Genomic DNA, 18,873 nt, shown 5'->3' on the forward strand with positions numbered 1-18,873 from the left:
CCCTGGCCTTTTTCATGCGATCGCCTGCGCCTTCAGCACCTTTTTCAGGTATTTCAGGAACAGGGTGATGATCACCGCCGAGGCGGCGAAGATGACGATGGCGTAGGCGGCGGCCTCGCCGATGGCGAATTCGCGGATGCCGCGCTGGAAGGCGATGTAGGCGGGCAGCTCGGAGGATTGCGCCGGGCCGCCGGAGGTCATGACATAGACCAGGTCGACGAATTTGAAGGCGTCCATGAAACGCACGATGAAGGCGATGGCGATCACCTCTTTCAGCATCGGCAGGGTGATGCGGCGCATCACCATCCAGCCGCCGGCGCCGTCGACGCGGGCGGCCTCGTAGACCGCCGGGGGCAGGGACACGCGGCCCGAATAGATGATCAGCAGCGGCAGCGCGGTCCAGTTCCACACATCGGCGATGATGATGGTCCACAGCGAGGTCCCGGCGTTGAACCATTCCACCGGATCGTCGATCAGCCCGATGCGCAGCAGCGCCGCGTTGACCGCGCCGCTCGACGGGGTGAGCATGAATTTCCACAGCACCCCGACGATCGAGGGCGGCAGCATCATCGGCAGCACCACGAGGATCAGCAGCACGATCTGCAGCCATCGCTTCTTGACCACCTCGAACAGGGTCAGGGCCAGCACCGCGCCGAGGATCACCTCCAGCCCGGTGCCGAAGGTCAGATACAGGACCAGGTGCCAGACCGAGGCGCCGAAGCGCTCCGAGCTCAGCACGGTGGCGAAATTCTCGAACCCCACATAGCTCCAGTCCTCGCGGAACAGGCGCATCATGTTGGTGTCCTGGAAGGCGTGATAGAACATCCAGATGGTCGGGTAGATGACGATCGCCAGCAGGGTCAGCACCGGCAGGCCGACCAGCGCGATCGGCACCCAGCGGGCCACGATCAGGTTGCCGACGGTGGATTTCCGGTTGACGAACCAGTCGGGGAGGGGCGCGTCGCCGGGCATGTCTTCGCCGCTGGTCGATGCCATCGATTCGCCCCCTCGCCGTCCCGCCGTCCCGCGCGCGCGCCCCGCGTCGAACCCGCCGGGCGTCTGTTTTCGCTGCGCGTTCTGACGGATCGTTGGCGTCGGGACGCTTTGAAAACCTTGCCGCAACTTGACATGTCAGGGCGAGATTTGTCAATATGAATGCATTCATTCGGCAATGCTCATGCGGAATGCGTAATCGTTCGAATGCTTTAGCCCGCGATGACTGGCGCCGGGGCGCAGTCTGGCGGCACGGGGGCGGCCATGGCCACGATCAAGGATGTCGCCGCCGCCGCGGGGGTGTCGGTGGGCACCGTGTCCCGCGTGCTGGCGAAGAACGCGACCGTGGCGGGGCGGCTGCGCGAACGGGTCGAGGCGGCGGTGCGCGATCTGGGCTACAAGCCCAATCTGGCGGCGCGCTCGCTGCGCACCAACAAGGCCAGCATCATCGGGTTTCTGGTGCCCGACATCACCAACCCGTTCTTCGCGCAGCTGGCCAAGCATGTGGAGACGGCGGCGGCGCGGCGCGGGCTGGCGGTGATCCTGGCCAACACCCATGACGACCCGGCCACCGAGCGCCAGCAGCTGCAGGCGCTGCTGGACCACAACCCGCTGGGGGTGATCGTGGTCGCCGCCGCCGACAGCGGCCTTGGCCAATTCGACGCCCATGCGCGCATCGTGGCGCTGGATCGGGATCTGGCGGGCCATCCCTGCATCCGCACCGATCATGAAAAAAGCGCGGCGCTGGCCGCGGCGCATCTGCTGGACCTGGGGCATCGGCGCATCGGCTATATCGCCGGGCCGCAGGACACGGCGGTGGCGCGGGCGCGCCGCAAGGGATTTGCCTTGCATCTGGACGCCTGGCGGGCGCAGGGCGGCGCGGCCTGCGAACTGGAGGTGCATGAGGGCGCGTTCAGCTACGCCGCGGGCGAGGCGATCGGGCGGCTGCTGCTGGACCGCCCGGCGCGGGACCGCCCCACCGCCATCGCCGCCGCCTCGGACCAGCAGGCGATCGGCGCGATGCGCAGCGCCCGGGATCTCGGGGTCGCGGCGCCGCGCGACCTGTCCATCGTCGGCTTTGACGACATCGATCTGGCCAGCGTGGTCATCCCGCGCCTGACCACCATCCGCCAGCCCGCCGAGGCGCTGGCGGTGGCCGCGGTGGATGCGGTCCTGAGCCCGGCGGGCCGGCGCGCGGCGCCGGATCTTTTCGCCCGGCTGGTGGCGCGGGGGTCCTCGGGGCCGGCGCCCGGCGGATGAGGTTCAAGCCGCGGCTTGCCAAACCCCGGGGGGGCGCGCGAGGATGCGCCCGGGCCGCAGGACAGGCCCGCGCGCAGGAGACCGCCCATGCCCGACGCCCCCGTTGCAGATCATGTTCAAGATCCCGTTCAAGACCCCGATCAGACCCGGATGTCGCATGCCGGGGACTCGGCCGAGCCCGTGGCCCGGTTTCACGACCTCGCCGGCGCGCGGGTGTTCATCACCGGCGGCGGCAGCGGCATCGGCGCGGCGCTGACCGACGGGTTTCTGGCGCAGGGGGCCTCGGTCGCCTTCGTGCAGCGCAGCGACGCCGGCGGGTTCTGCGACGCGATGGAGCGCAAGCACGGCCGCCGGCCGCTGTTCGTGCAATGCGACCTCACCGATGTCGGGGCGCTGCGCGACGCGGTGGCGGCGGCGAAATCCGCCCATGGCCCGGTCAGCGTGCTGGTCAACAACGCCGCCAACGACCAGCGCCACGACCTCGCCGATCTGGACCCCGACGGCTGGGACGCGCTGATGAACGTCAACCTGCGCCCGCATTTCTTCACCGCGCAGGCGGTGGCCGAGGACATGAAGGCGGCGCGGCGCGGCGCGATCATCAACTATTCCTCGGTGGCCTACATGATGGGCCATGGCGAATTTCCCGCCTACGCGGCGGCCAAGGCGGCGATCACCGGGCTGACGCGCAGCCTGGCGCGCTCGCTGGGGCCGCATGGCATCCGCGCCAACGCGCTGATGCCGGGCTGGGTGCTGACCCGGCGGCAGATGGACCTGTGGGCGACCCCCGAGGGGCTGGCGGGGCATATGGAGCGCCAATGCCTGAAGCGGCATCTGACGCCCGAAGACATGGTGGCGCCGACGCTGTTTCTGGCCTCGGAGGCGTCGCGGATGATGACCGGGCAGGCGCTGGTGGTCGATGGCGGCGTGGTGGTGACGGGATGACCGGGTTCCGGCTGATCGCGCCGACGCAGTGCCGGCTTGGCGAGGGGCCGCTGTGGCACCCCGAGCGGCGGGAATTGTTCTGGTTTGACATCCTGGCGTCGACGCTGTTCGCCTGCGACGCCGATGGCGGCGGGCTGCGGCGCTGGACTTTCACCGAATCCGTGTCCGCCGCCGCCTGGGTGGATCGCGAGCATTTGCTGGTGGCCTCGGAAACCGGGATCTGGCGGCTGCATCTGGCCTCGGGCGAGTGCGAGAAGCGCTGGGATCTGGAGGCCGACAACCCGGCGACGCGCTCCAATGACGGGCGCGCCGATCCGTCGGGCGGGTTCTGGATCGGCTCCATGGGCCGCGGGACCGAACCCCATGCCGGGGCGATCTGGCGCGTGGGCGCGGGCGGGCCGGCGTTGTTTCGCGACCGGATCACCGTGGCCAACGCCATCTGCTTCGCGCCCGGGGGGGACCTCGCCTATTTCACCGACACGGTCGAACAGGTGATCTGGCGCCAGCCGCTGGACGGCGCCGGGGCGCCCGTGGGCGAGGCCTCGGTTTTCGTGGATCTGAAGGGGCGGGCCAATCCCGACGGCGCGGTCTGCGACGCCGAGGGGCATGTGTGGAACGCCCATTGGGACGGCTGGCGGGTGGTGCGCTACGCCCCGGACGGGCGCGAATCGCTGGTCGTCGAGACTCCGGTGCAGCGCCCGACCTGTCCGGCGTTCGGCGGCGAGGGCCTGCGGCGGCTGTTCGTGACCTCGGCCCGGGTCGGGCTGTCGGCGGCGGAGCTGGCGGACCAGCCGGAGGCGGGCGGGGTGCATGCCGTCGACCTCGCCGATCTGGGGGTCGAGGCGGCGGGGCAGGCGGAGCGCCGGTTCCGGCATTTCGACGACTGGCCGGCGGGGTGAGCCGCCCGGATCAGGGCGCGATCTGGGGCGCGATCTGGCGATAGAGGTCGAGATAGTCGTCGACCATGCGATCAATGCCGTAGGCGGCTTGGGCGCGGGCGCCGAGCCTTTCGATGCGCGCCGGGTCGAGCGCCGCGCCCCGGCGCAGCGCGGCGATGCGCGCGGCCAGCGCCTTCGGATCGGGGTCGGTGAGGAAATCGTCGGCGTCGGGGCCGAGGATTTCGGCCAGCGGCGGGATCGCGTAGCCGGCGACGGCGCAGCGGCTGATGAGCGCCTCGATGGCGACCGTGGGCAGGCCCTCCCATCGCGAGGTCATGACCAGCAGGCGGGCGCGGGCCATGCGCGCCAGGGTCGCGGCGTGGTCGAGCCCGTCGAGGCGGCGCAGGTTGTCGAGACCGCGCGCCGATATGGCGGCGTCGACCTCGGGCGCGAGCTCCCCGGCGCCGACCATGACGATGCGCAGGCCGCGCGGCAGCAGGGCGGCGGTCTCGACGAAGGCCAGCGGATGTTTCTGAGGCGCGAGGCGGCCGACGAACAGCAGGTCGATGTCGCGATGCGCGCGGCGCGCGGCGCGCGGCGCGGCGACGCCGTTTTCGATCACCCGCGCCGGGCCGCGATGGCGGATGCCCCGGGCGCGGGCCAGGTCGCGATCGGCGCGCGACACGAAGGCGGTGGCGTCGACGGCGAGCCCCAGCGCCCGTTCGGGCCAGGCGCGCAGGCCCAGCCGCCCGTCCCGCGCCAGCCCGTGAAAGCCGTGCACGGTGTAGACCAGCCCCAGCCCGCGCCGAAACGCCCGCAGCGCCGCGCAGGCCGCCGCCGCGCGGGCGCCATGGGCGTGCAGCAGGTCGCCGCGGGCGCAGAGCGGGGCGATGGCGCGGGCCATGACCGGCGCCGGCCCGCGCCCGGGATAGGCGGCGAAGACGTGGGGGAGCTCGGCGAACAGGGCGCGCAGGTCCGGTTCGGCGTTCTGGGGCAGGATCACCCGCTGGGCCGGGGCGCCGGGGCGCCGGGCCAGCCCGCGCGCCAGATGCGCCACGATCACCGCGCCGCCGCCGAGCCGGTCGTCGGGGACGATGTGCAGAACGGTCACGGCGCGCCGCCCTCGCGCGGCGACGGGCGCGGGCGGCGCGATGCGCGCGGAACTGCGGCGCGGGCGGGCGGCGTCAGCAGGCGGATTTGCACAGCCGGTCGCGCATGTGTTCGAGGGCGGCGCGCAGGGCGGCGGTCTCGGCCTCGGTCATGCCCGCGGTGGCGTCGCTGAGCATGCCGTTGGTCAGCGGCGCGATCTGCTCGAGGATGCTGGCCGCCGCCTCGGTGGGGATCACCTGCTTGGCGCGGCGGTCGTCGGGATGCGGGCGGCGCACCACCAGCCCGCGCTTTTCCAGCCGGTCCACATAGCCGCACAGGGTCATCGGCTCCACGCCCATGCGTTCGGCCAGATGGGTCTGGCGCGCGCCCCTGGCGGCGACCGCGTGCACCAGGGCGCGGGCCTCGCCGCTGGTCAGCTCCAGCCCGGCCTCCGAGACCCGGCGTTCCATGTTGGCGCGCAGCAGGCGCGCGACGTCGGTGATCAGGAAGCCAAGCGATTGCGGACTGATCTTTGCGTGCGGCATGTGCGGATGGGGTCCGATCGGTGTCTTGGGTGGAAAAACGGGTGAAATTGCGCGAAAAACCGGCGTGACGCGGGCGTTTTCCCGGGCGCGAGTCGCCGGGCGCGTTCAGCTTGGACAATATGGGCGCCTTACGAAGCGGATCAAGGGGCGATGGGCGCGCTGATGTCGCAACTGGCGCGTCAAGGCGGCGATTGCGTCGGGTTCCGGCTTGCGGCGCGGGCGGCGCGGCCTAGGCTGGGGCGCCGCCGCGCCAGCCGACAGGACCCGGGACATGCAGGATTTCACCCAGGATTTCACCCAGAATTTCACCCAGAACGCCATCCAGAACGCCAGCCGGTATTTCGCCTCGCCGCCGCCGCCGTTTCATTTTGGCGCCGGGGCGCTGGAGCGCCTGGGCCCGGAGGCCGCGACGCTGGCCCGCGGCGGGCGCGCGACGCTGATCGCCGATCCCTGGCTGCTGGACGCCGGGGCGCTTGCGCCGGCGCTGGACGGGCTGGCGCGGGCCGGGATCGACGCCGTGGTTTTCGCGGATTTCGAGGGCGAGCCGAAGCTTGCGCATCTGCGCGCCGCCATCGACGCGGCGCGGGGCGCGGGGCTGGTGATCGGGGTCGGCGGGGGCAGCGCGCTCGACATCGCCAAGATCGCCGCGGTCTGCGCGGCGGGCGCGGAGGCCGCCGCCCGCGACCCGCTGCGCTACGCGCTGGCGGCGCATCCGCTGCCCGCCCGGCGCGCGGCGCTGCTGCTGGTCCCGAGCACCGCCGGGACCGGCGCCGAGGCGAGCTCGACCAGCGTTTTCGCCGGCGAGGCGGGGCGCAAGGCCTGGCTCTGGGGGGCTGAATCCAAGCCGGATCTGGTGCTGCTGGATCCGGGGCTGACGGTCTCGCTGCCGCCGGACCTGACCGCCTGGTGCGGCATGGATGCGCTGGTCCACGCCTTCGAGGCGGTCACCAACCGCAACGCCCATGCCGGCGCCGCGCTGTATGGGCTGGCGGCGCTGCGGCTGATATCGGGGGCGCTGGCGCGGGCGGTGGCGGCGCCCGGCGACCTGGCGGCGCGAAGCGACATGCTGCTGGGGTCGTTCTACGCCGGGGTGGCGATCGACAATTGCGGCGTCGCCATCGCCCATAATGTCAGCCATGCGCTGGCCGGGCTGGCCCCGGTGCATCACGGGTTGGCGACGGCGCTGGGATTCGAAGCGACGCTGCCCTGGCTGGTCGCGGGGCGGGGCCCGGGGATGGAGGCCGCGGCGCGGGCCTGCGGGCTGGGCGCGGCGCGGGACCTGCCGGGCTGGGCGACGGGGCTGATGGATCGCTGCGCCATCGCGCGGGCGCTGCCCGGGGCTTTCGCGCAGGTGAGCGCCGCGGCCATCGCCGCCGAAATGGCGGCCCCCGAAAACGCCCCCATGCTCAAGGCGACGATCCGCCCCGTGGGCGCCGCCGAGATCGCCGAGATCGCCGCCGCCATGCGCGCGCTGGCCCCCGCACCCCCGCATGAGGCCGGATCATGAGCCGCATCGCCGCCATCGAGATCACCCGCCACCGGCTGCCGCTGGACCCGCCGTTCAAGGCCAGCTGGGACGGGCGGGCGCGGCGCCATTTCGACGCCGCCATCGTGCGGGTCACCGATGACGAGGGCCGCCAGGGGATCGGATCGGGCGATCTGATGCTGGGATTCGAGGGCCATGAGGACCTGTTCATCGGCCAGGACCCGCGCCATGCGGAGCGGCATTTCGAGACCCTGTCCCACATCCAGTTCCATTGCGGCCGCTGCTGGCCGCTGGATCTGGCGCTGTGGGATCTGAGCGGCAAGATTACGGGCGAGCCGGTCTGGCGCATGCTGGGCGGGCGCGCCGACCGGGTGCGGCTGTATGCGTCCTCGGGGGTGCTGCGCGACGCAGGGGCCATGGTCGCGACCGCCGAGCGCTATCTGGAGGCCGGGTTCCCGGCGATGAAGCTGCGGTTCTCGTCCTCGGCGGGCGGGCGCGGCGGCTGGCGCGCCGACATGGCGGCGCTGGAGGCGATCCGGGCGCGCATCGGCGACCGGCTGGCGCTGATGGTGGATTGCAATCAGGGCTGGCGCATGCCCTGGGACCGGGGCGCGCCCTGGACCCTGAAGGAGGCGCTGGAGGTGGCCCGCGAACTTGAACGCCTCGGCGTTCACTGGATGGAGGAGCCCTTGCATCGCGGCGATCGCAAGGGCATGGCGGCGCTTTGCGCGCGCACCGACATCCGCATCGCCGGCGGCGAGATGACCCGCGAGCTTTACGAATTCCGCGACCTGATCGAGGGGCGCTGCCTTGACGTGCTGCAGCCCGACGCGGCGCTGGTGGGGGGGCTCACCGGGCTGCGCCGGGTGGCGCTGATGGCGCGCGAGGCGGGGGTGGCGTTCACGCCGCACAGCTGGACCAACGGCGTCGGCGTGCTGGCCAACGCGCATCTGACTGCCGGAACAGGCGAGGCGGCGTGGATGGAATGGCCGTTCGACCCGCCGGACTGGTCGCCCGAACGCCGGGATTTCATGTTGTCGTCGCCGCTGGAGGCGCGCGACGGCTTTCTGATTCTGGACGAGACGCCGGGGCTGGGGATCGCGCTGGACGAGGCGGTTCTGGCGAGAACGCTCATGGATTGAATGTCATGCGCATGGACGCAATCAGGGATTGGCGGCTTCCTGCCGCCGCGCCATGTCCTGAAACCAGCCGGTGAGCGTCGCGGCCATGGGGTGGCCGGCCCGGTGCGCCAGCCAGTAGCCGTTGTCGGTGCGCACACGCAGGCCCTCGAGTTCCACCAGCTGCCCGGATTTCAGCGGCGGTTCGGCCAGATGCAGCCAAGCCAGGGCGACGCCCAGCCCTTCCGTCGCCGCCTGCAGGGTGAGCGCGTAATTGTCGTAGAGATAGACCTTCGCCGGGGGCTGGTATTCGACGCCGCGCCGCGCCAGCCATTCGCGCCATGACAGCCAGTTCACGTCGTCGGGGCGTTCGTGGATCAGCGGGACGCCGGGCAGCGCGGCGGGGTCGACGTCGCGCCGCCCGCCGAAATGCCTTTGGGCGAAATCCGGCGAGCAGACCGGGAACAGCTGTTCGCCGAACAGCCTGGCGCTGTCGCCGTCGCGCCAGCGGCCGTCGCCGAAACGCAGGGCGAAATCGATCTCGTCGAGATCGAAGATCGCCCCGGCGTCGGCGGTGATCATGCGCAGTTCATGCGCCGGAAGCAGCTTTTGCAGCGCCGAGAAGCGCGGCATCAGCCATAGATGCGCGAAGCCGTAGGAGCAGCCCACCGACAGGGTGTCCGCGCCCCGCGGCCCGGCGATGCGACCCGCCGCCTGACGTATGTGACCGAGGCCGAGCTTCACCGCGTCATGCAGGTCGCGCCCGGCCTCGGTGAGTTCGACGCGATGGTGCAGGCGGGTGAAGAGCTTGACCTCCAGCAGCGCCTCCAGCGCCGCCACATGGCGGCTGACCGAAGGTTGCGTGGCGCCAAGCCGCGCCGCCGCCCGGGTGAAGCCGCCCGCGTCCACCGCCGCCTCGAAGGCCGCGAGGTGGTTGAGCGCCGCCCTCATGCGCCTGTCCAGATTCATGGTTCTCGTCCACCTCGCATGCGTTGAGCGTATGTCAGCATAACGATTTGTCTGGCGCGCGCCCAGCGGCGATTGGCTAGGTTCCGGTGATGCGGGCGCGACGGGCGAGGGCCGAAACCATGACCAGACACGACTGTTCCCAGTTCGATTATTCGCAGTTCGATTTTTCGGGCGGCTACGATCTTCTGGCGCGGGGGTTCGAGACCGGCGGGGCCGCGCAGATCCCTTTCGTGCAGCAATGCCATGAATTCAACATGCGGTTCATGGGGTATAACGCCTGGGAATTCTATTCGAACCCGGAAAAATTCGTCTACGGGGCGATGAAGACCGCGCATGACCTGGGATTCGACACGCCGGACCTGTGCTGGGACGCCTACAACATCGAGGCCGAGGCCATCGGCTGCAAGCTGGTGACGTTTGACGACCTGACCCCGGCGATCGACAACACCGCGCCGCTGGTGACGTGCGAAAAGGACCTGGCGCGGCTGAAACCCATTGATCTGGGGGCCGGGCGGGTGCCCTTCGCCATGGATGTTTCGAGCCTGTTTCGCGAGGTGACGGGGGTCGAGCCCTCGTTGGTGTATTGCGCGCCCTTCACGCTGGCCTCGCATGTGATGACCTTCGAGGCGCTGGTGCTGGCGATGCGCGACGACCCGGCTTACGTGCATCGGGTGATGACCTACCTCACCGACGAGGTGCTGGCCCCCTACATCAACGATTTCCTGCGCCGGTTTCCCGGCGTGAAGGTGGCGCCGGGCAGCGATGCGGTGGCGTCGCTGCCGTTCATATCCTTGCAGATGCTGGAGGATTTCGCGCTGCGCTATATCGAGCGCCTGCGCGACCTGACCGGCGGCAAGGCCATCGTCGACAATTGGTGGGGCGACAGTTTCGTCGAGGATCAGCGGGATTTCTGGGCGCTGAAGCTGCGCGCCAACCCGCTGTATCTGAAGGTGCAGGATCCGGACCTGTTCCGGGTCGGGGCGCAGGGGGCGAAGGATTTCGCGCTTGAGCGCGACCTGCCGGTGATGTTCGGCGTGTCCAACAACCTGCTGGCGCAGGGGCCGGCGGAGGCGATCGAGAAACGCATCCACGAATATCTGGAGATCGCCGAGCCCGGCGGCAAGAACCTGCTGTATCTGTGCAATTTCAGTTCCGAGACCCCGGTGGAGCATGTCCGCGCCTCGGTGGCGGCGATCGAAAAATACCGGCGCGGCGAACGCCCCTGGGCGGGGCTGCGCGAAAGCGGGACCCCCGAGGCGGCGGAATACGAGAAATTCGGGCGCAAGGCGGCGGCGGCGAACCCGGCGCCGCAGGCGCAAAGCGGGCTCGGCGCGGATCAGGACGCGCTGCTTGACGACCTGTTCGAACAGGTGATCGACGGCGACGAGGTCGCGGCGCTCGACTCGGTCAACCGGGCGCTGGCGACGGGGATCCCCATCGGCGCGATCCTCGACGACGCGCTGATCGCCGCGATGGAGGAGGTCGGCGGCATGTTTTCCGACGGCACGATCTTCGTGCCCGAGATGCTGCTGTCGGCCCGCGCGATGAAGGGCGGGCTGGAGGTCCTGCGCCCGCTGCTCAGCCGGACCAATGCCAAACCCAAGGGGCTGGTGATGCTGGCCACGGTGCAGGGCGACGTGCATGACATCGGCAAGAACCTGGTGGGCATGATGCTGGAGGGCGCCGGCTACAAGGTGGTGGATCTGGGCGTCAACAAGGACAGCGACGAGATCCTGGCGCAGGCGCTGGCGCTCAACCCCGACGTGATCGGGCTGTCGGCGCTGCTGACCACCACCATGCCCAACATGGGCAAGGTGATCCGCCGGTTCCGCGAGGCGGGGGCGGCATTCCCGATCATCATCGGCGGCGCCCCGGTGACTCAGGAATTCGCCGACGCCGTCGGCGCCGACGGCTACGGCGCCGACGCGCCGGGGGCGGTGGCGCTGGTGCATGCGCTGGCGGCGCGGGGCGAGCTTGGCGAGCCCCGGGCCGCAGCGGCGTCCTGACCGGGGGCAAGGCGCAAGAAAAAGGGCGCCCCGAGAATCGGGGCGCCCGAAAAGAGCCGGCGGCGCGAACGCCTAGCCGCCGGAGGAATTGGCCGGCTGGGCCTGCTGGAACGGCGTGCGCTGGCGCGAGAACTTGGCGCCGCCGGTGCCGGGCATCAGCTCGAAGCCCAGCTCGAACTGGATCAGCGTCGATTTGAGCTGGTCATAGGGCTTGCGGTCGCCGTCGAGCGTCGCCTTGCCGGCGGCGATCTGGTCGTCGAACGAGGCCGCGCCCATCATCACCTGCTCCAGATCGGCGCGATTGATGGTCACGGTCAGATCCGCGTCATCCGACTGGTAGCCCTCGATGTTGGTGAGCGTGGCGTTGCTCATCTCAAGGACGAATTTCTCGTCGATGTCGGGAAGCGAGAGGTTGATGACGAAGGCCATGCCCGCGGCCTTTTCGCTGTCCATGCGCACCCCGAGGAAGTCGAGCCACAGTTCGGTCGACATGGCCTTGATCATGTCGGGACCGGCGGTGTCCGGCGTCGCGCCCTGCGGAATGCCGTTGCGCAGTTCGTAGGCCGCGGCGAGGAAGCTGTTGCGCACGCTCGGGCTTTCCTTCTGGTAGCCATACTGTTCGAAGGCGTCGGCCAGCAGATCCTTGGCCGGCTGGTTGTCCGGTTCGGCATAGACCAGCTTGTTGAGGATCTCCTGCGCCAACCGGTATTTGCCGGCATCGTACAATTCCTGTCCGCGCGCCAGAATCGGCGCCGATCCGCCCATCATCTCCACATAGAGCGGCGCCGAATCCTCGGGCGACAGCGGGGTCAGCGTGGCCGGGTTGCCGTCCCAGTAGCCCAGATAGCGGTTGATCACCGCCCGCGCGTTGTGTTCGACCGAGCCGTGATAGGAGCGCGCCGCCCATTGCCCCTGCAGGCTTTCGGGGACCTTGTAGACATTCTGGATCTGGTTGATCGTCACCCCCTGATTGGCCAGGAACAGCACGCCGTTGTTGAGATTGGCGTAGGTGTCGCGCTGGGTGCGCATCACCTCCTGCACGCGGTCGTTGCCAAAGCGCGGCCATGAATGCGCGGAGAACATCACCTCGGCCTCCTGGCCGAACAGGTAGAGCGACCGGTTGATTTCCTTGGACCATTTGAGCGCGTCGCGCACCTTGGCGCCGCGCAGGGTGTAGATGTTGTGGATGGTGCCGGTGATGTTCTCGGCCGCCCAGAAGGCCCTGGTCTCCGGCAGGTAGGTGTTCATTTCGGCGGGCGCCTCGGTGCCCGGGGTGTTCTGGAAGATCATCTTCACGCCGTCGACGACCATCTCCTCGAGATCGTCCTCGATGGTCACGTTGGGCGCGATCAGGCCGAGTTTGCCGGCGGAGGTGTTCTTGCCGATCGACTGGTCCACATGGCCGTAGGGGCTGCGCGGCAGCAGCACGCCGTATTGAAAGAACATGCGCCGGTTCATGGCGTTGCCGGCGTAGACGTTCTCGGCGACCGCCTCCTCCAAGAAGCCTTCAGGCGCGATGATCTGCACCTTGCCCGATCGCACGTCGGCTTCGTCGACGACCCCGCGCACGCCGCCGAAATGATCCGCGTGCGAATGCGAATAGATCACCGCGACCACCGGGCGTTCGCCGAGCTGTTCGTTGATGAAGGCCAGCGCCGCGGCGGCGGTTTCCTTGGCGGTCAGCGGATCGAGGACGATCCAGCCGGTGTCGCCCTTGACGAAGCTGATATTGGAGAGGTCGTAGCCGCGCACCTGGTAGATCTTGTCGGGCACGACCTCGAACAGCCCGTAGCCCATGTTCAGGGTCGCCTGACGCTGCAATGACGGGTTGATGCTGTCGAAGACCTCGCCCTTCAGCAGCCAGTCATAGCTTTCCATGTCCCAGGCGACATTGCCGGCCTCGGCCATGATCTTCTTGTAGGGCGGCGCGGCGATGAAGCCGCGTTTGGCCTCCTCGAAATCGCGCTCGTCGGCGAAGGGAAGGGTGTCGCGCAGCAGCTGCTGCTTCTCGATGGTGAAACTCGAGGGCGGGTGGCCTTTCTTGTCGAAATGCCCGCCCGCCGCGCCGTCCGCGGCAAATGTTGGGGACGCGCCCGCCAACGTGGCCGCGGCCAGGCAGGCCGCTGAAAGAATGTCGCGTCGAATCGGGTTCAGCATGGATGGGTCGCCTCTACAGAATGTCGTGCCTGTTGATTTCGAGAGGCCAGTATAGACTCTGAATTCCAGATTGCGAGCGTGCCACTAAATTACCTTTATTGGGGTATTTTCGCCCGCCACCCCGCCCGCCGGCCCGCCCGCCGGCCCGCGCATTTTCGACGGGCGGCGCGCCAGGCGATCCGTGAGCGCGTCGCCCGCGCGGCAATCCTTCGCGCCTAGAGCGGAATGAAATCGAGCCGCTCGCCCGCTGTCAGCGCGTCGCGATCGGCGGGGATGATCGCCAGCCCGTCGGCGCGGCAGATCAGCGAGATCTTGGCCGAGAACGACGGGTCCAGCAGTTCGACCACCGGGCGCCCGGTGGCGGCGCGCCCGGTGATGCGCGCCGGGCGGTATTCGCGCCGCCCGGGGCGGCGCGAAAAGCCCTCGGCGATCTCGACGCTCAGCATCGGCGGTTCGGTTCGGGTCAGCCCGGCGCATCTGGCGGCGATGGGCGCGCCGATGACCTGCCAGGTGGTGAAGGCGGCCACCGGATTTCCGGGCAGGCCCAGATAGATCGCGTCGCCCAACGCGCCGAGCGCCAGCGGCTTGCCGGGCTTCATGGCGATCTTCATCGCTTCGACGCGGCCGCCGGCGCGGGTGAGCTGTTCGATCATGTGATCTTCGTCGCCCACCGACACGCCGCCGGTGGTGACGACGATGTCGGCGCTGCGCGCGGCGTCGCGCAGCGCGTCGCGCAGCTTGTCGGGGTCGTCCTCGACGGCGCCGAAATCGCGCAGCTCGGTCCAGGGGCGGGCCATGGCGGCGAGCATCATGTAGCGGTTGGAATTGTAGATCTTGCCGGGGGCCAGCGGCAGGCCCGGCTGGCGCAGCTCGCTGCCCGTGCAGAACAGCGCGATGCGCAGCTTGCGCCGCACCGGGATGGCGGTCAGCCCCACCGAGGCCACGGCGCCGATTTCGCGCGCGCCCAGTTCCCGCCCGGCGGGGACCAGCGGCGCCCCGGCGGCGCAGTCTTCGCCGGCGCGGCGGATGTTGCGCCCCTGCGCGACGGCGAAATCGAGGGTGACGCGATCGCCGTCGCGCCTGGCGTGTTCCTGCATGATCACCGCATCGGCGCCGGCGGGGATCTGGGCGCCGGTGAGGATGCGCATGCAGGTGTCAGGGGACACCCGCCCGGCGGCGGCGGCATCATCCCCGGCCGCCACCCGCCCGGCGACGCGCAGCCGCCACGGGCCCTCGCCCGCGAGCCCGGCGGTGTCCAGCGCGTAGCCGTCCATGGCGGAATTGTCGAAGGGGGGCAGGGGGAAAGGCGCGGCGATGGTTTCGGCCAGCACCCGGCCCGCGGCCTCGGTCAGCGCCACGGTTTCGATCTCGGTCACCGGGCGGGCCAGGGCCAGCCCCTTGGCGCGGGTGACGTCCACGGGGATCAGGTCGGCGCGGACGCCGTTGACGGGGGCGGAATCGCAATCGAATCCGGGTGGGGCCCCGGGCGGGGTGGCGGGCGGGGTGGCGGGCGGGGTGGCGGTCACGGTGCGTCTCCTGCGCGCTTGCGCCGCCGCCCCCGGCGCGGCTGCGCCGGGTCGGGGGCGGCTGGGGCTATTGGGCGGCGGCCAGGGGCGCGGGGTCTCTGGCGGGGCGCGGCGCGGGCCGGGAAAGGTCGACGCCCTCGATGCGGGCGGCCGCGGCGAGACGCCCGGTCAGGGCGTTGGCGGCCCGGGCCCAGGCGATCTGTTCGAGCTTTTCGCGGATCTGCGCCTTCACCGCCTCGAAGGGCAGTTGCGCGCCGATCGCCTTTGCGTCGAGGCGGATCAGGTGGAAGCCGTAGCGGGTCTCCACCGGCGCGGCGCTGATTTCGCCCTCGGCCATGGTTTCCAGCGCGGCGTCGAATTCGGGCACGGTTTCGCCGCTGCCGATCTGGCCCAGCGAACCGCCATTGGCCTTGGAGGGGCAGTCGGAGTTTTCCTGCGCCAGTTCGCTGAACGCCTTGGGGCGGCGGGCGAGGATGTCCAGCGCCGCCTCGGCGCGGGCGCGGGCCCCCTTGCGCGCGCCGGGATCCCTGGGGTCGGCGGCGAACAGGATATGCGCGGGGTCGTAGAGATTGGGGGCGCGGAAGGCCTGCGGGCGGGCGTCGTAGACGGCGCGGCAGGCGGCGTCGGTCACGTCCTCGGGCACGGCTTCGGTTTCCAGCAGGGCGCGGATCAGGGCGTCGTCGTCGGTTTCGCGCCGGCCCTCGTCGATCAGCTGGGGGTCGGGGTCGAGACCGAGGCGCGCGGCCTCCTGCAGCAAGAGGGCGCGGATCGCCAGCGCCCTGGCGGCGGCGCGCCAGGCCAGCCCCGGCTTGCCGGCGGGGGCGGCGTGGTTCTGGGCTTCGGCGGCGATCGCCGCCGAAGCTATGGTCTGCCCGTTGACGACAACGTCGGGGAACAGCGGTTTGCTCATGATCTTGTCCTCAACGGGGGGTCAGGTCCGCGAACGCCGGGTGCGCACGATCTGGTAGCCGGGCCGCCAGAGGTAGCGCACCGGCGCCGAGAGCATATGCACGAGTCGGGTGAACGGGAAGATCAGGAAGATCGTCAGGCCCAGCGCGATATGCAGCTTGAAGATCGGGTTGACGTCCTGAATGTAGCTCGCCGCCTGGCTGTCGAAGGTGAAGATGCCCAGCGCCCATGACATGAACTTGACCATCTCGCCGCCGTCCAGATGCGCGAGGCTGATCGGCACCGAGGCCAGGCCAAGCGCCAGCTGCGCGATCAGCAGCAGGATGATGGCGGTGTCCGCGAAGCTGGAGCTGGCCCGCACCCGCGGGTCGGATATCCGGCGATGCGCCAGCATGATCGCGCCGGCGATGGCCGCGAGCCCGGCGACGCCGCCGCCCACCGCCGCCAGCAGCTGCTTGGCGCCGTGGGATATGCCGATGGCCTCGAAGATCTGGATCGGCGTCAGCAGCCCGATCAGGTGGCCGAAGAAGATGATCAGCACGCCGACATGAAACAGCACCGAGCCGATGATCAGCTGCTTGCGCCGCAGCAGCTGCGAGGAGCTGGATTTCCACGTGTAGGGGTCGCGTTCGTAGCGCGCGACCGAGCCGATCAACAGCACCGACAGGGCGATGTAGGGATAGATTCCAAAGAAGAAATCGTGCATGTCCGCCTCCTAGTTGCTTGCCGCGCCGGCCGGGGCCGGCTGGGGATTGGGCGCAGTCCGGGTCATGCCCGCCTCCATTCTCGGATCCATCTTCGCCAGCAGATCGCGGGTCGCGGGGCAGCCGGCGCCGGGGTCGGGTCCGAAGGTGATCTCGGCTTCCTGCCAGACATCGTCGAGCGCCTCCAGATCCTCGGGGTCGTCGTCCTTGACGCTGAGCAGTTCGCGCACCGCGTCGTCGGCCCCGGCGATCCCGGCGATGCCGGCGATGGCGTCGAGCGCCGCCGCGTAATGGCTTTCGCGCCGGTGCAGGCGTTCGGCCAGCGCGGCGACGATGTGCCCGGCCTCGGCCAGGATCTCGCGCCCCTCGGCCAGCGGCCTCGCGGACAGGTATTCGAGCAGGATCGGCAGGTGATCCGGCAGTTCGGCGCTGGCCAGATCGAAGCCGCCGGCCCGGTAGGTTTCCAGCAGGTCCACCATGGCCGGGCCGCGATCGCGGCTTTCGCCGTGGATATGCTCGAACAGGTTCAGCGACAGGGTGCGCGAGCGGTCGAACAGCAGCACGTAGCGTTCCTGCAATTCGTAGAGGTCCAGCCGGTCCAGATCGTCGAGCAGCGGCGCGAGCGCGGCGAGCGCGGCGGGGGGCAGGATCGCCTCCGCCGCCAGCGCCTGGGCGATTTCGCCCCGCGCCGCCTTGAGATCGGCGCTGGGATAGCTCAGCAGCGCCGACAGCGCCTTGAAGGGGGCGATCATCACGAGGCCTCCGTCGGCGCGGCGGTTTCGGTCTGGGGCACGACGAATTTTCGCGACCCGAACAGCTTGCCGCCGCTCGACCCGGTGGAGCAGCCGTTGCCGTCGGTGAAGCCGCAGCCCGACCGCAGCTCCAGCGCGTCCTGCACGTTTTCGCGATGGGTGGTGGGGACCACGAAGCGGTCCTCGTAATCGGCGATGGCCATGGTGCGATACATGTCCTCGATGTCCTGAGGGTCGAGGCCGACGCGCTTGGCGATGCCGATGTCGATCACCCCGTCCACGGTTTTCGAGCGCATGTAGCCGCGCATGGCCAGCATGCGTTCCAGCGCCGCCACCACCGGGGCCTCGTCGCCGGCGGTGAGCATGTTGGCGAGGTAGCGCACCGGGATGCGCAGGGACCGCACGTCGGGCATGTCCCGGTCGATGCCGATCTTGCCCGCCTCGGCCGCGTTCTGGATCGGCGACAGGGGCGGGATGTACCAGACCATGGGCAGGGTGCGGTATTCGGGATGCAGCGGGAAGGCGATCTTCCAGTCCATCGCCATTTTCCAGATCGGGCTGTGCCGGGCGGATTCGATCCAGGCCTCGGGCACGCCGTCGCGCCGCGCCGCCGCCTGCACCTCGGGGTCGTTGGGATCGAGGAACAGGCCGAGCTGGGCGTCATACAGATCCATTTCGCTGGCGGCGGCCGCGGCCTCCTCGATCTTGTCGGCGTCATAGAGCATCACCCCCAGATAGCGGATGCGCCCGACGCAGGTTTCCGAGCACACCGTCGGCATGCCGCTTTCGATGCGCGGGTAGCAGAAGGTGCATTTCTCGGATTTGCCGGATTCCCAGTTGTAGTAGATCTTCTTGTAGGGGCAGCCGGAGACGCACATGCGCCAGCCGCGGCATTTTTCCTGGTCGATCAGCACGATGCCGTCTTCTTCGCGCTTGTAGATCGCGCCCGAGGGGCAGGATGCGACGCAGGTCGGGTTCAGGCAGTGTTCGCACAGCCGCGGCAGATACATCATGAAGGTGTTTTCGTATTCGCCGTAGATGTCCTTCTGCACGCCCTCGAAATTGCAGTCCTTCGAACGCTTGGAAAATTCGCCGCCGAGGATTTCTTCCCAGTTCGGGCCCCATTCGATCTTTTCCATGCGCAGGCCGGTCAGCTTCGAACGCGGGCGCGCGGTGGGGAAGGCCTCCATCTCGGGCGCCGATTTCAGGTGGTCGTGGTCGAAATCGAAGGGTTCGTAGAAATCGTCGATCTCGGGCAGGTCGGGATTGCCGAAGATGTTGGCGAGGATGCGCCACTTGGCGCCCTGCCTGGGCTGCAGCTTGCCCAGGCGGTTGCGGGTCCAGCCGCCGTTCCAGCGGTTCTGGTTTTCCCAATCCTTGGGATAGCCGATGCCGGGCTTGGTTTCGACATTGTTGAACCAGGCGTATTCGACGCCCTCGCGGCTGGTCCAGACGTTCTTGCAGGTGACGGAGCAGGTGTGGCACCCGATGCATTTGTCGAGGTTCAGCACCTTGCCGATCTGTGCGCGGACTTTCATG

General features: G+C 69.6%; 16 protein-coding genes. 6 read left to right on the forward strand and 10 right to left on the reverse strand.

What is annotated here, in order from left to right; all coding sequences use genetic code 11:
* Positions 1 to 12: 12 nt before the first annotated feature.
* On the reverse strand, positions 13 to 996 hold the full coding sequence (locus AC1HC7_RS15500; RefSeq protein ID WP_479499193.1) for a carbohydrate ABC transporter permease: 984 nt from the start codon (positions 994 to 996) through the stop codon (positions 13 to 15).
* A 261-nt stretch (positions 997 to 1,257) separates the two neighbouring features.
* On the opposite strand from AC1HC7_RS15500, the gene AC1HC7_RS15505 reads away from it, so the two are divergent.
* The 3 genes from AC1HC7_RS15505 (at position 1,258) to AC1HC7_RS15515 (ending at position 4,094) form a co-directional block, all read left to right on the forward strand.
* On the forward strand, positions 1,258 to 2,253 hold the full coding sequence (locus AC1HC7_RS15505; protein ID WP_479498048.1) for a LacI family DNA-binding transcriptional regulator: 996 nt from the start codon (positions 1,258 to 1,260) through the stop codon (positions 2,251 to 2,253).
* Positions 2,254 to 2,403: 150 nt separating this feature from the next.
* Positions 2,404 to 3,195 carry an SDR family NAD(P)-dependent oxidoreductase gene (locus tag AC1HC7_RS15510; RefSeq protein ID WP_479498050.1) on the forward strand — a complete coding sequence of 264 codons (792 nt, stop codon included), beginning with the start codon at positions 2,404 to 2,406 and terminating at the stop codon, positions 3,193 to 3,195.
* Positions 3,192 to 4,094 (forward strand): SMP-30/gluconolactonase/LRE family protein, encoded by a 903-nt coding sequence (locus AC1HC7_RS15515; protein ID WP_479498047.1) that lies wholly within the window; start codon positions 3,192 to 3,194, stop codon positions 4,092 to 4,094. Before AC1HC7_RS15510 ends, AC1HC7_RS15515 begins: the two co-directional genes overlap by 4 nt.
* 10 nt (positions 4,095 to 4,104) lie before the next feature.
* On the opposite strand, the gene AC1HC7_RS15520 is transcribed toward AC1HC7_RS15515, so the two are convergent.
* Positions 4,105 to 5,184 carry a glycosyltransferase family 4 protein gene (locus tag AC1HC7_RS15520; RefSeq protein WP_479498046.1) on the reverse strand — a complete coding sequence of 360 codons (1,080 nt, stop codon included), beginning with the start codon at positions 5,182 to 5,184 and terminating at the stop codon, positions 4,105 to 4,107.
* Between the two features lie 73 nt (positions 5,185 to 5,257).
* Entirely contained in the window at positions 5,258 to 5,707 is a 450-nt protein-coding gene (locus AC1HC7_RS15525; RefSeq protein ID WP_479498045.1) for a MarR family winged helix-turn-helix transcriptional regulator, read from the reverse strand.
* Between the two features lie 271 nt (positions 5,708 to 5,978).
* Here AC1HC7_RS15525 and AC1HC7_RS15530 point away from each other — a divergent pair, with 271 nt between their 5' ends.
* The gene (locus tag AC1HC7_RS15530) at positions 5,979 to 7,214 is read left to right on the forward strand and encodes an iron-containing alcohol dehydrogenase (RefSeq protein WP_479499194.1); all 1,236 of its coding nucleotides are present in this window, start codon (positions 5,979 to 5,981) and stop codon (positions 7,212 to 7,214) included.
* The gene (locus tag AC1HC7_RS15535; protein WP_479498043.1) at positions 7,211 to 8,335 is read left to right on the forward strand and encodes a mandelate racemase/muconate lactonizing enzyme family protein; all 1,125 of its coding nucleotides are present in this window, start codon (positions 7,211 to 7,213) and stop codon (positions 8,333 to 8,335) included. The genes AC1HC7_RS15530 and AC1HC7_RS15535 overlap by 4 nt, the downstream gene beginning before the upstream one ends.
* Positions 8,336 to 8,356: 21 nt before the next feature.
* On the opposite strand, the gene AC1HC7_RS15540 is transcribed toward AC1HC7_RS15535, so the two are convergent.
* Positions 8,357 to 9,280, reverse strand: a complete 924-nt coding sequence (locus AC1HC7_RS15540; protein WP_479498042.1) for a LysR substrate-binding domain-containing protein — start codon at positions 9,278 to 9,280, stop codon at positions 8,357 to 8,359.
* Between the two features lie 119 nt (positions 9,281 to 9,399).
* Between AC1HC7_RS15540 and AC1HC7_RS15545 the strand changes: the two genes are divergently transcribed.
* Positions 9,400 to 11,286 carry a cobalamin-dependent protein gene (locus tag AC1HC7_RS15545; protein WP_479498041.1) on the forward strand — a complete coding sequence of 629 codons (1,887 nt, stop codon included), beginning with the start codon at positions 9,400 to 9,402 and terminating at the stop codon, positions 11,284 to 11,286.
* Positions 11,287 to 11,358: 72 nt separating this feature from the next.
* Here AC1HC7_RS15545 and AC1HC7_RS15550 read toward each other — a convergent pair whose 3' ends face one another.
* From AC1HC7_RS15550 to narH, 6 genes are all read right to left on the reverse strand, one after another.
* Complete coding sequence (locus tag AC1HC7_RS15550) at positions 11,359 to 13,443, reverse strand: alkyl/aryl-sulfatase (protein WP_479498040.1); 2,085 nt, start codon at positions 13,441 to 13,443, stop codon at positions 11,359 to 11,361.
* 215 nt (positions 13,444 to 13,658) lie between these two features.
* Complete coding sequence (locus AC1HC7_RS15555) at positions 13,659 to 14,969, reverse strand: molybdopterin molybdotransferase MoeA (protein WP_479499195.1); 1,311 nt, start codon at positions 14,967 to 14,969, stop codon at positions 13,659 to 13,661.
* A 67-nt stretch (positions 14,970 to 15,036) separates the two neighbouring features.
* Positions 15,037 to 15,879, reverse strand: coding sequence for a peptidylprolyl isomerase (locus tag AC1HC7_RS15560; RefSeq protein ID WP_479498038.1), 843 nt, complete (start codon positions 15,877 to 15,879; stop codon positions 15,037 to 15,039).
* A gap of 21 nt (positions 15,880 to 15,900) precedes the next feature.
* Entirely contained in the window at positions 15,901 to 16,584 is a 684-nt protein-coding gene (narI, locus tag AC1HC7_RS15565) for a respiratory nitrate reductase subunit gamma (protein ID WP_479498037.1), read from the reverse strand.
* 9 nt (positions 16,585 to 16,593) lie between these two features.
* On the reverse strand, positions 16,594 to 17,334 hold the full coding sequence (gene narJ / locus AC1HC7_RS15570; protein WP_479498036.1) for a nitrate reductase molybdenum cofactor assembly chaperone: 741 nt from the start codon (positions 17,332 to 17,334) through the stop codon (positions 16,594 to 16,596).
* Positions 17,334 to 18,872: a nitrate reductase subunit beta gene (gene narH / locus AC1HC7_RS15575; RefSeq protein WP_479498035.1), complete on the reverse strand. Its 1,539-nt coding sequence runs from the start codon at positions 18,870 to 18,872 to the stop codon at positions 17,334 to 17,336. Before narH ends, narJ begins: the two co-directional genes overlap by 1 nt.
* Position 18,873 lies beyond the last annotated feature (1 nt).

This window comes from Oceanicella sp. (genome assembly GCF_056449545.1).

Coding starts and splice junctions, on each gene's coding strand:
- AC1HC7_RS15500 (WP_479499193.1), bottom strand. CDS start 996: ATGGCATCGACCAGCGGCGAAGACATGCCCGGCGACGCGCCCCTCCCC.
- AC1HC7_RS15510 (WP_479498050.1), top strand. CDS start 2,404: ATGTCGCATGCCGGGGACTCGGCCGAGCCCGTGGCCCGGTTTCACGAC.
- AC1HC7_RS15545 (WP_479498041.1), top strand. CDS start 9,400: ATGACCAGACACGACTGTTCCCAGTTCGATTATTCGCAGTTCGATTTT.
- narJ (WP_479498036.1), bottom strand. CDS start 17,334: ATGATCGCCCCCTTCAAGGCGCTGTCGGCGCTGCTGAGCTATCCCAGC.
- AC1HC7_RS15535 (WP_479498043.1), top strand. CDS start 7,211: ATGAGCCGCATCGCCGCCATCGAGATCACCCGCCACCGGCTGCCGCTG.
- AC1HC7_RS15515 (WP_479498047.1), top strand. CDS start 3,192: ATGACCGGGTTCCGGCTGATCGCGCCGACGCAGTGCCGGCTTGGCGAG.
- narH (WP_479498035.1), bottom strand. CDS start 18,872: ATGAAAGTCCGCGCACAGATCGGCAAGGTGCTGAACCTCGACAAATGC.
- narI (WP_479498037.1), bottom strand. CDS start 16,584: ATGCACGATTTCTTCTTTGGAATCTATCCCTACATCGCCCTGTCGGTG.
- AC1HC7_RS15560 (WP_479498038.1), bottom strand. CDS start 15,879: ATGAGCAAACCGCTGTTCCCCGACGTTGTCGTCAACGGGCAGACCATA.
- AC1HC7_RS15550 (WP_479498040.1), bottom strand. CDS start 13,443: ATGCTGAACCCGATTCGACGCGACATTCTTTCAGCGGCCTGCCTGGCC.
- AC1HC7_RS15505 (WP_479498048.1), top strand. CDS start 1,258: ATGGCCACGATCAAGGATGTCGCCGCCGCCGCGGGGGTGTCGGTGGGC.
- AC1HC7_RS15525 (WP_479498045.1), bottom strand. CDS start 5,707: ATGCCGCACGCAAAGATCAGTCCGCAATCGCTTGGCTTCCTGATCACC.
- AC1HC7_RS15530 (WP_479499194.1), top strand. CDS start 5,979: ATGCAGGATTTCACCCAGGATTTCACCCAGAATTTCACCCAGAACGCC.
- AC1HC7_RS15540 (WP_479498042.1), bottom strand. CDS start 9,280: ATGAATCTGGACAGGCGCATGAGGGCGGCGCTCAACCACCTCGCGGCC.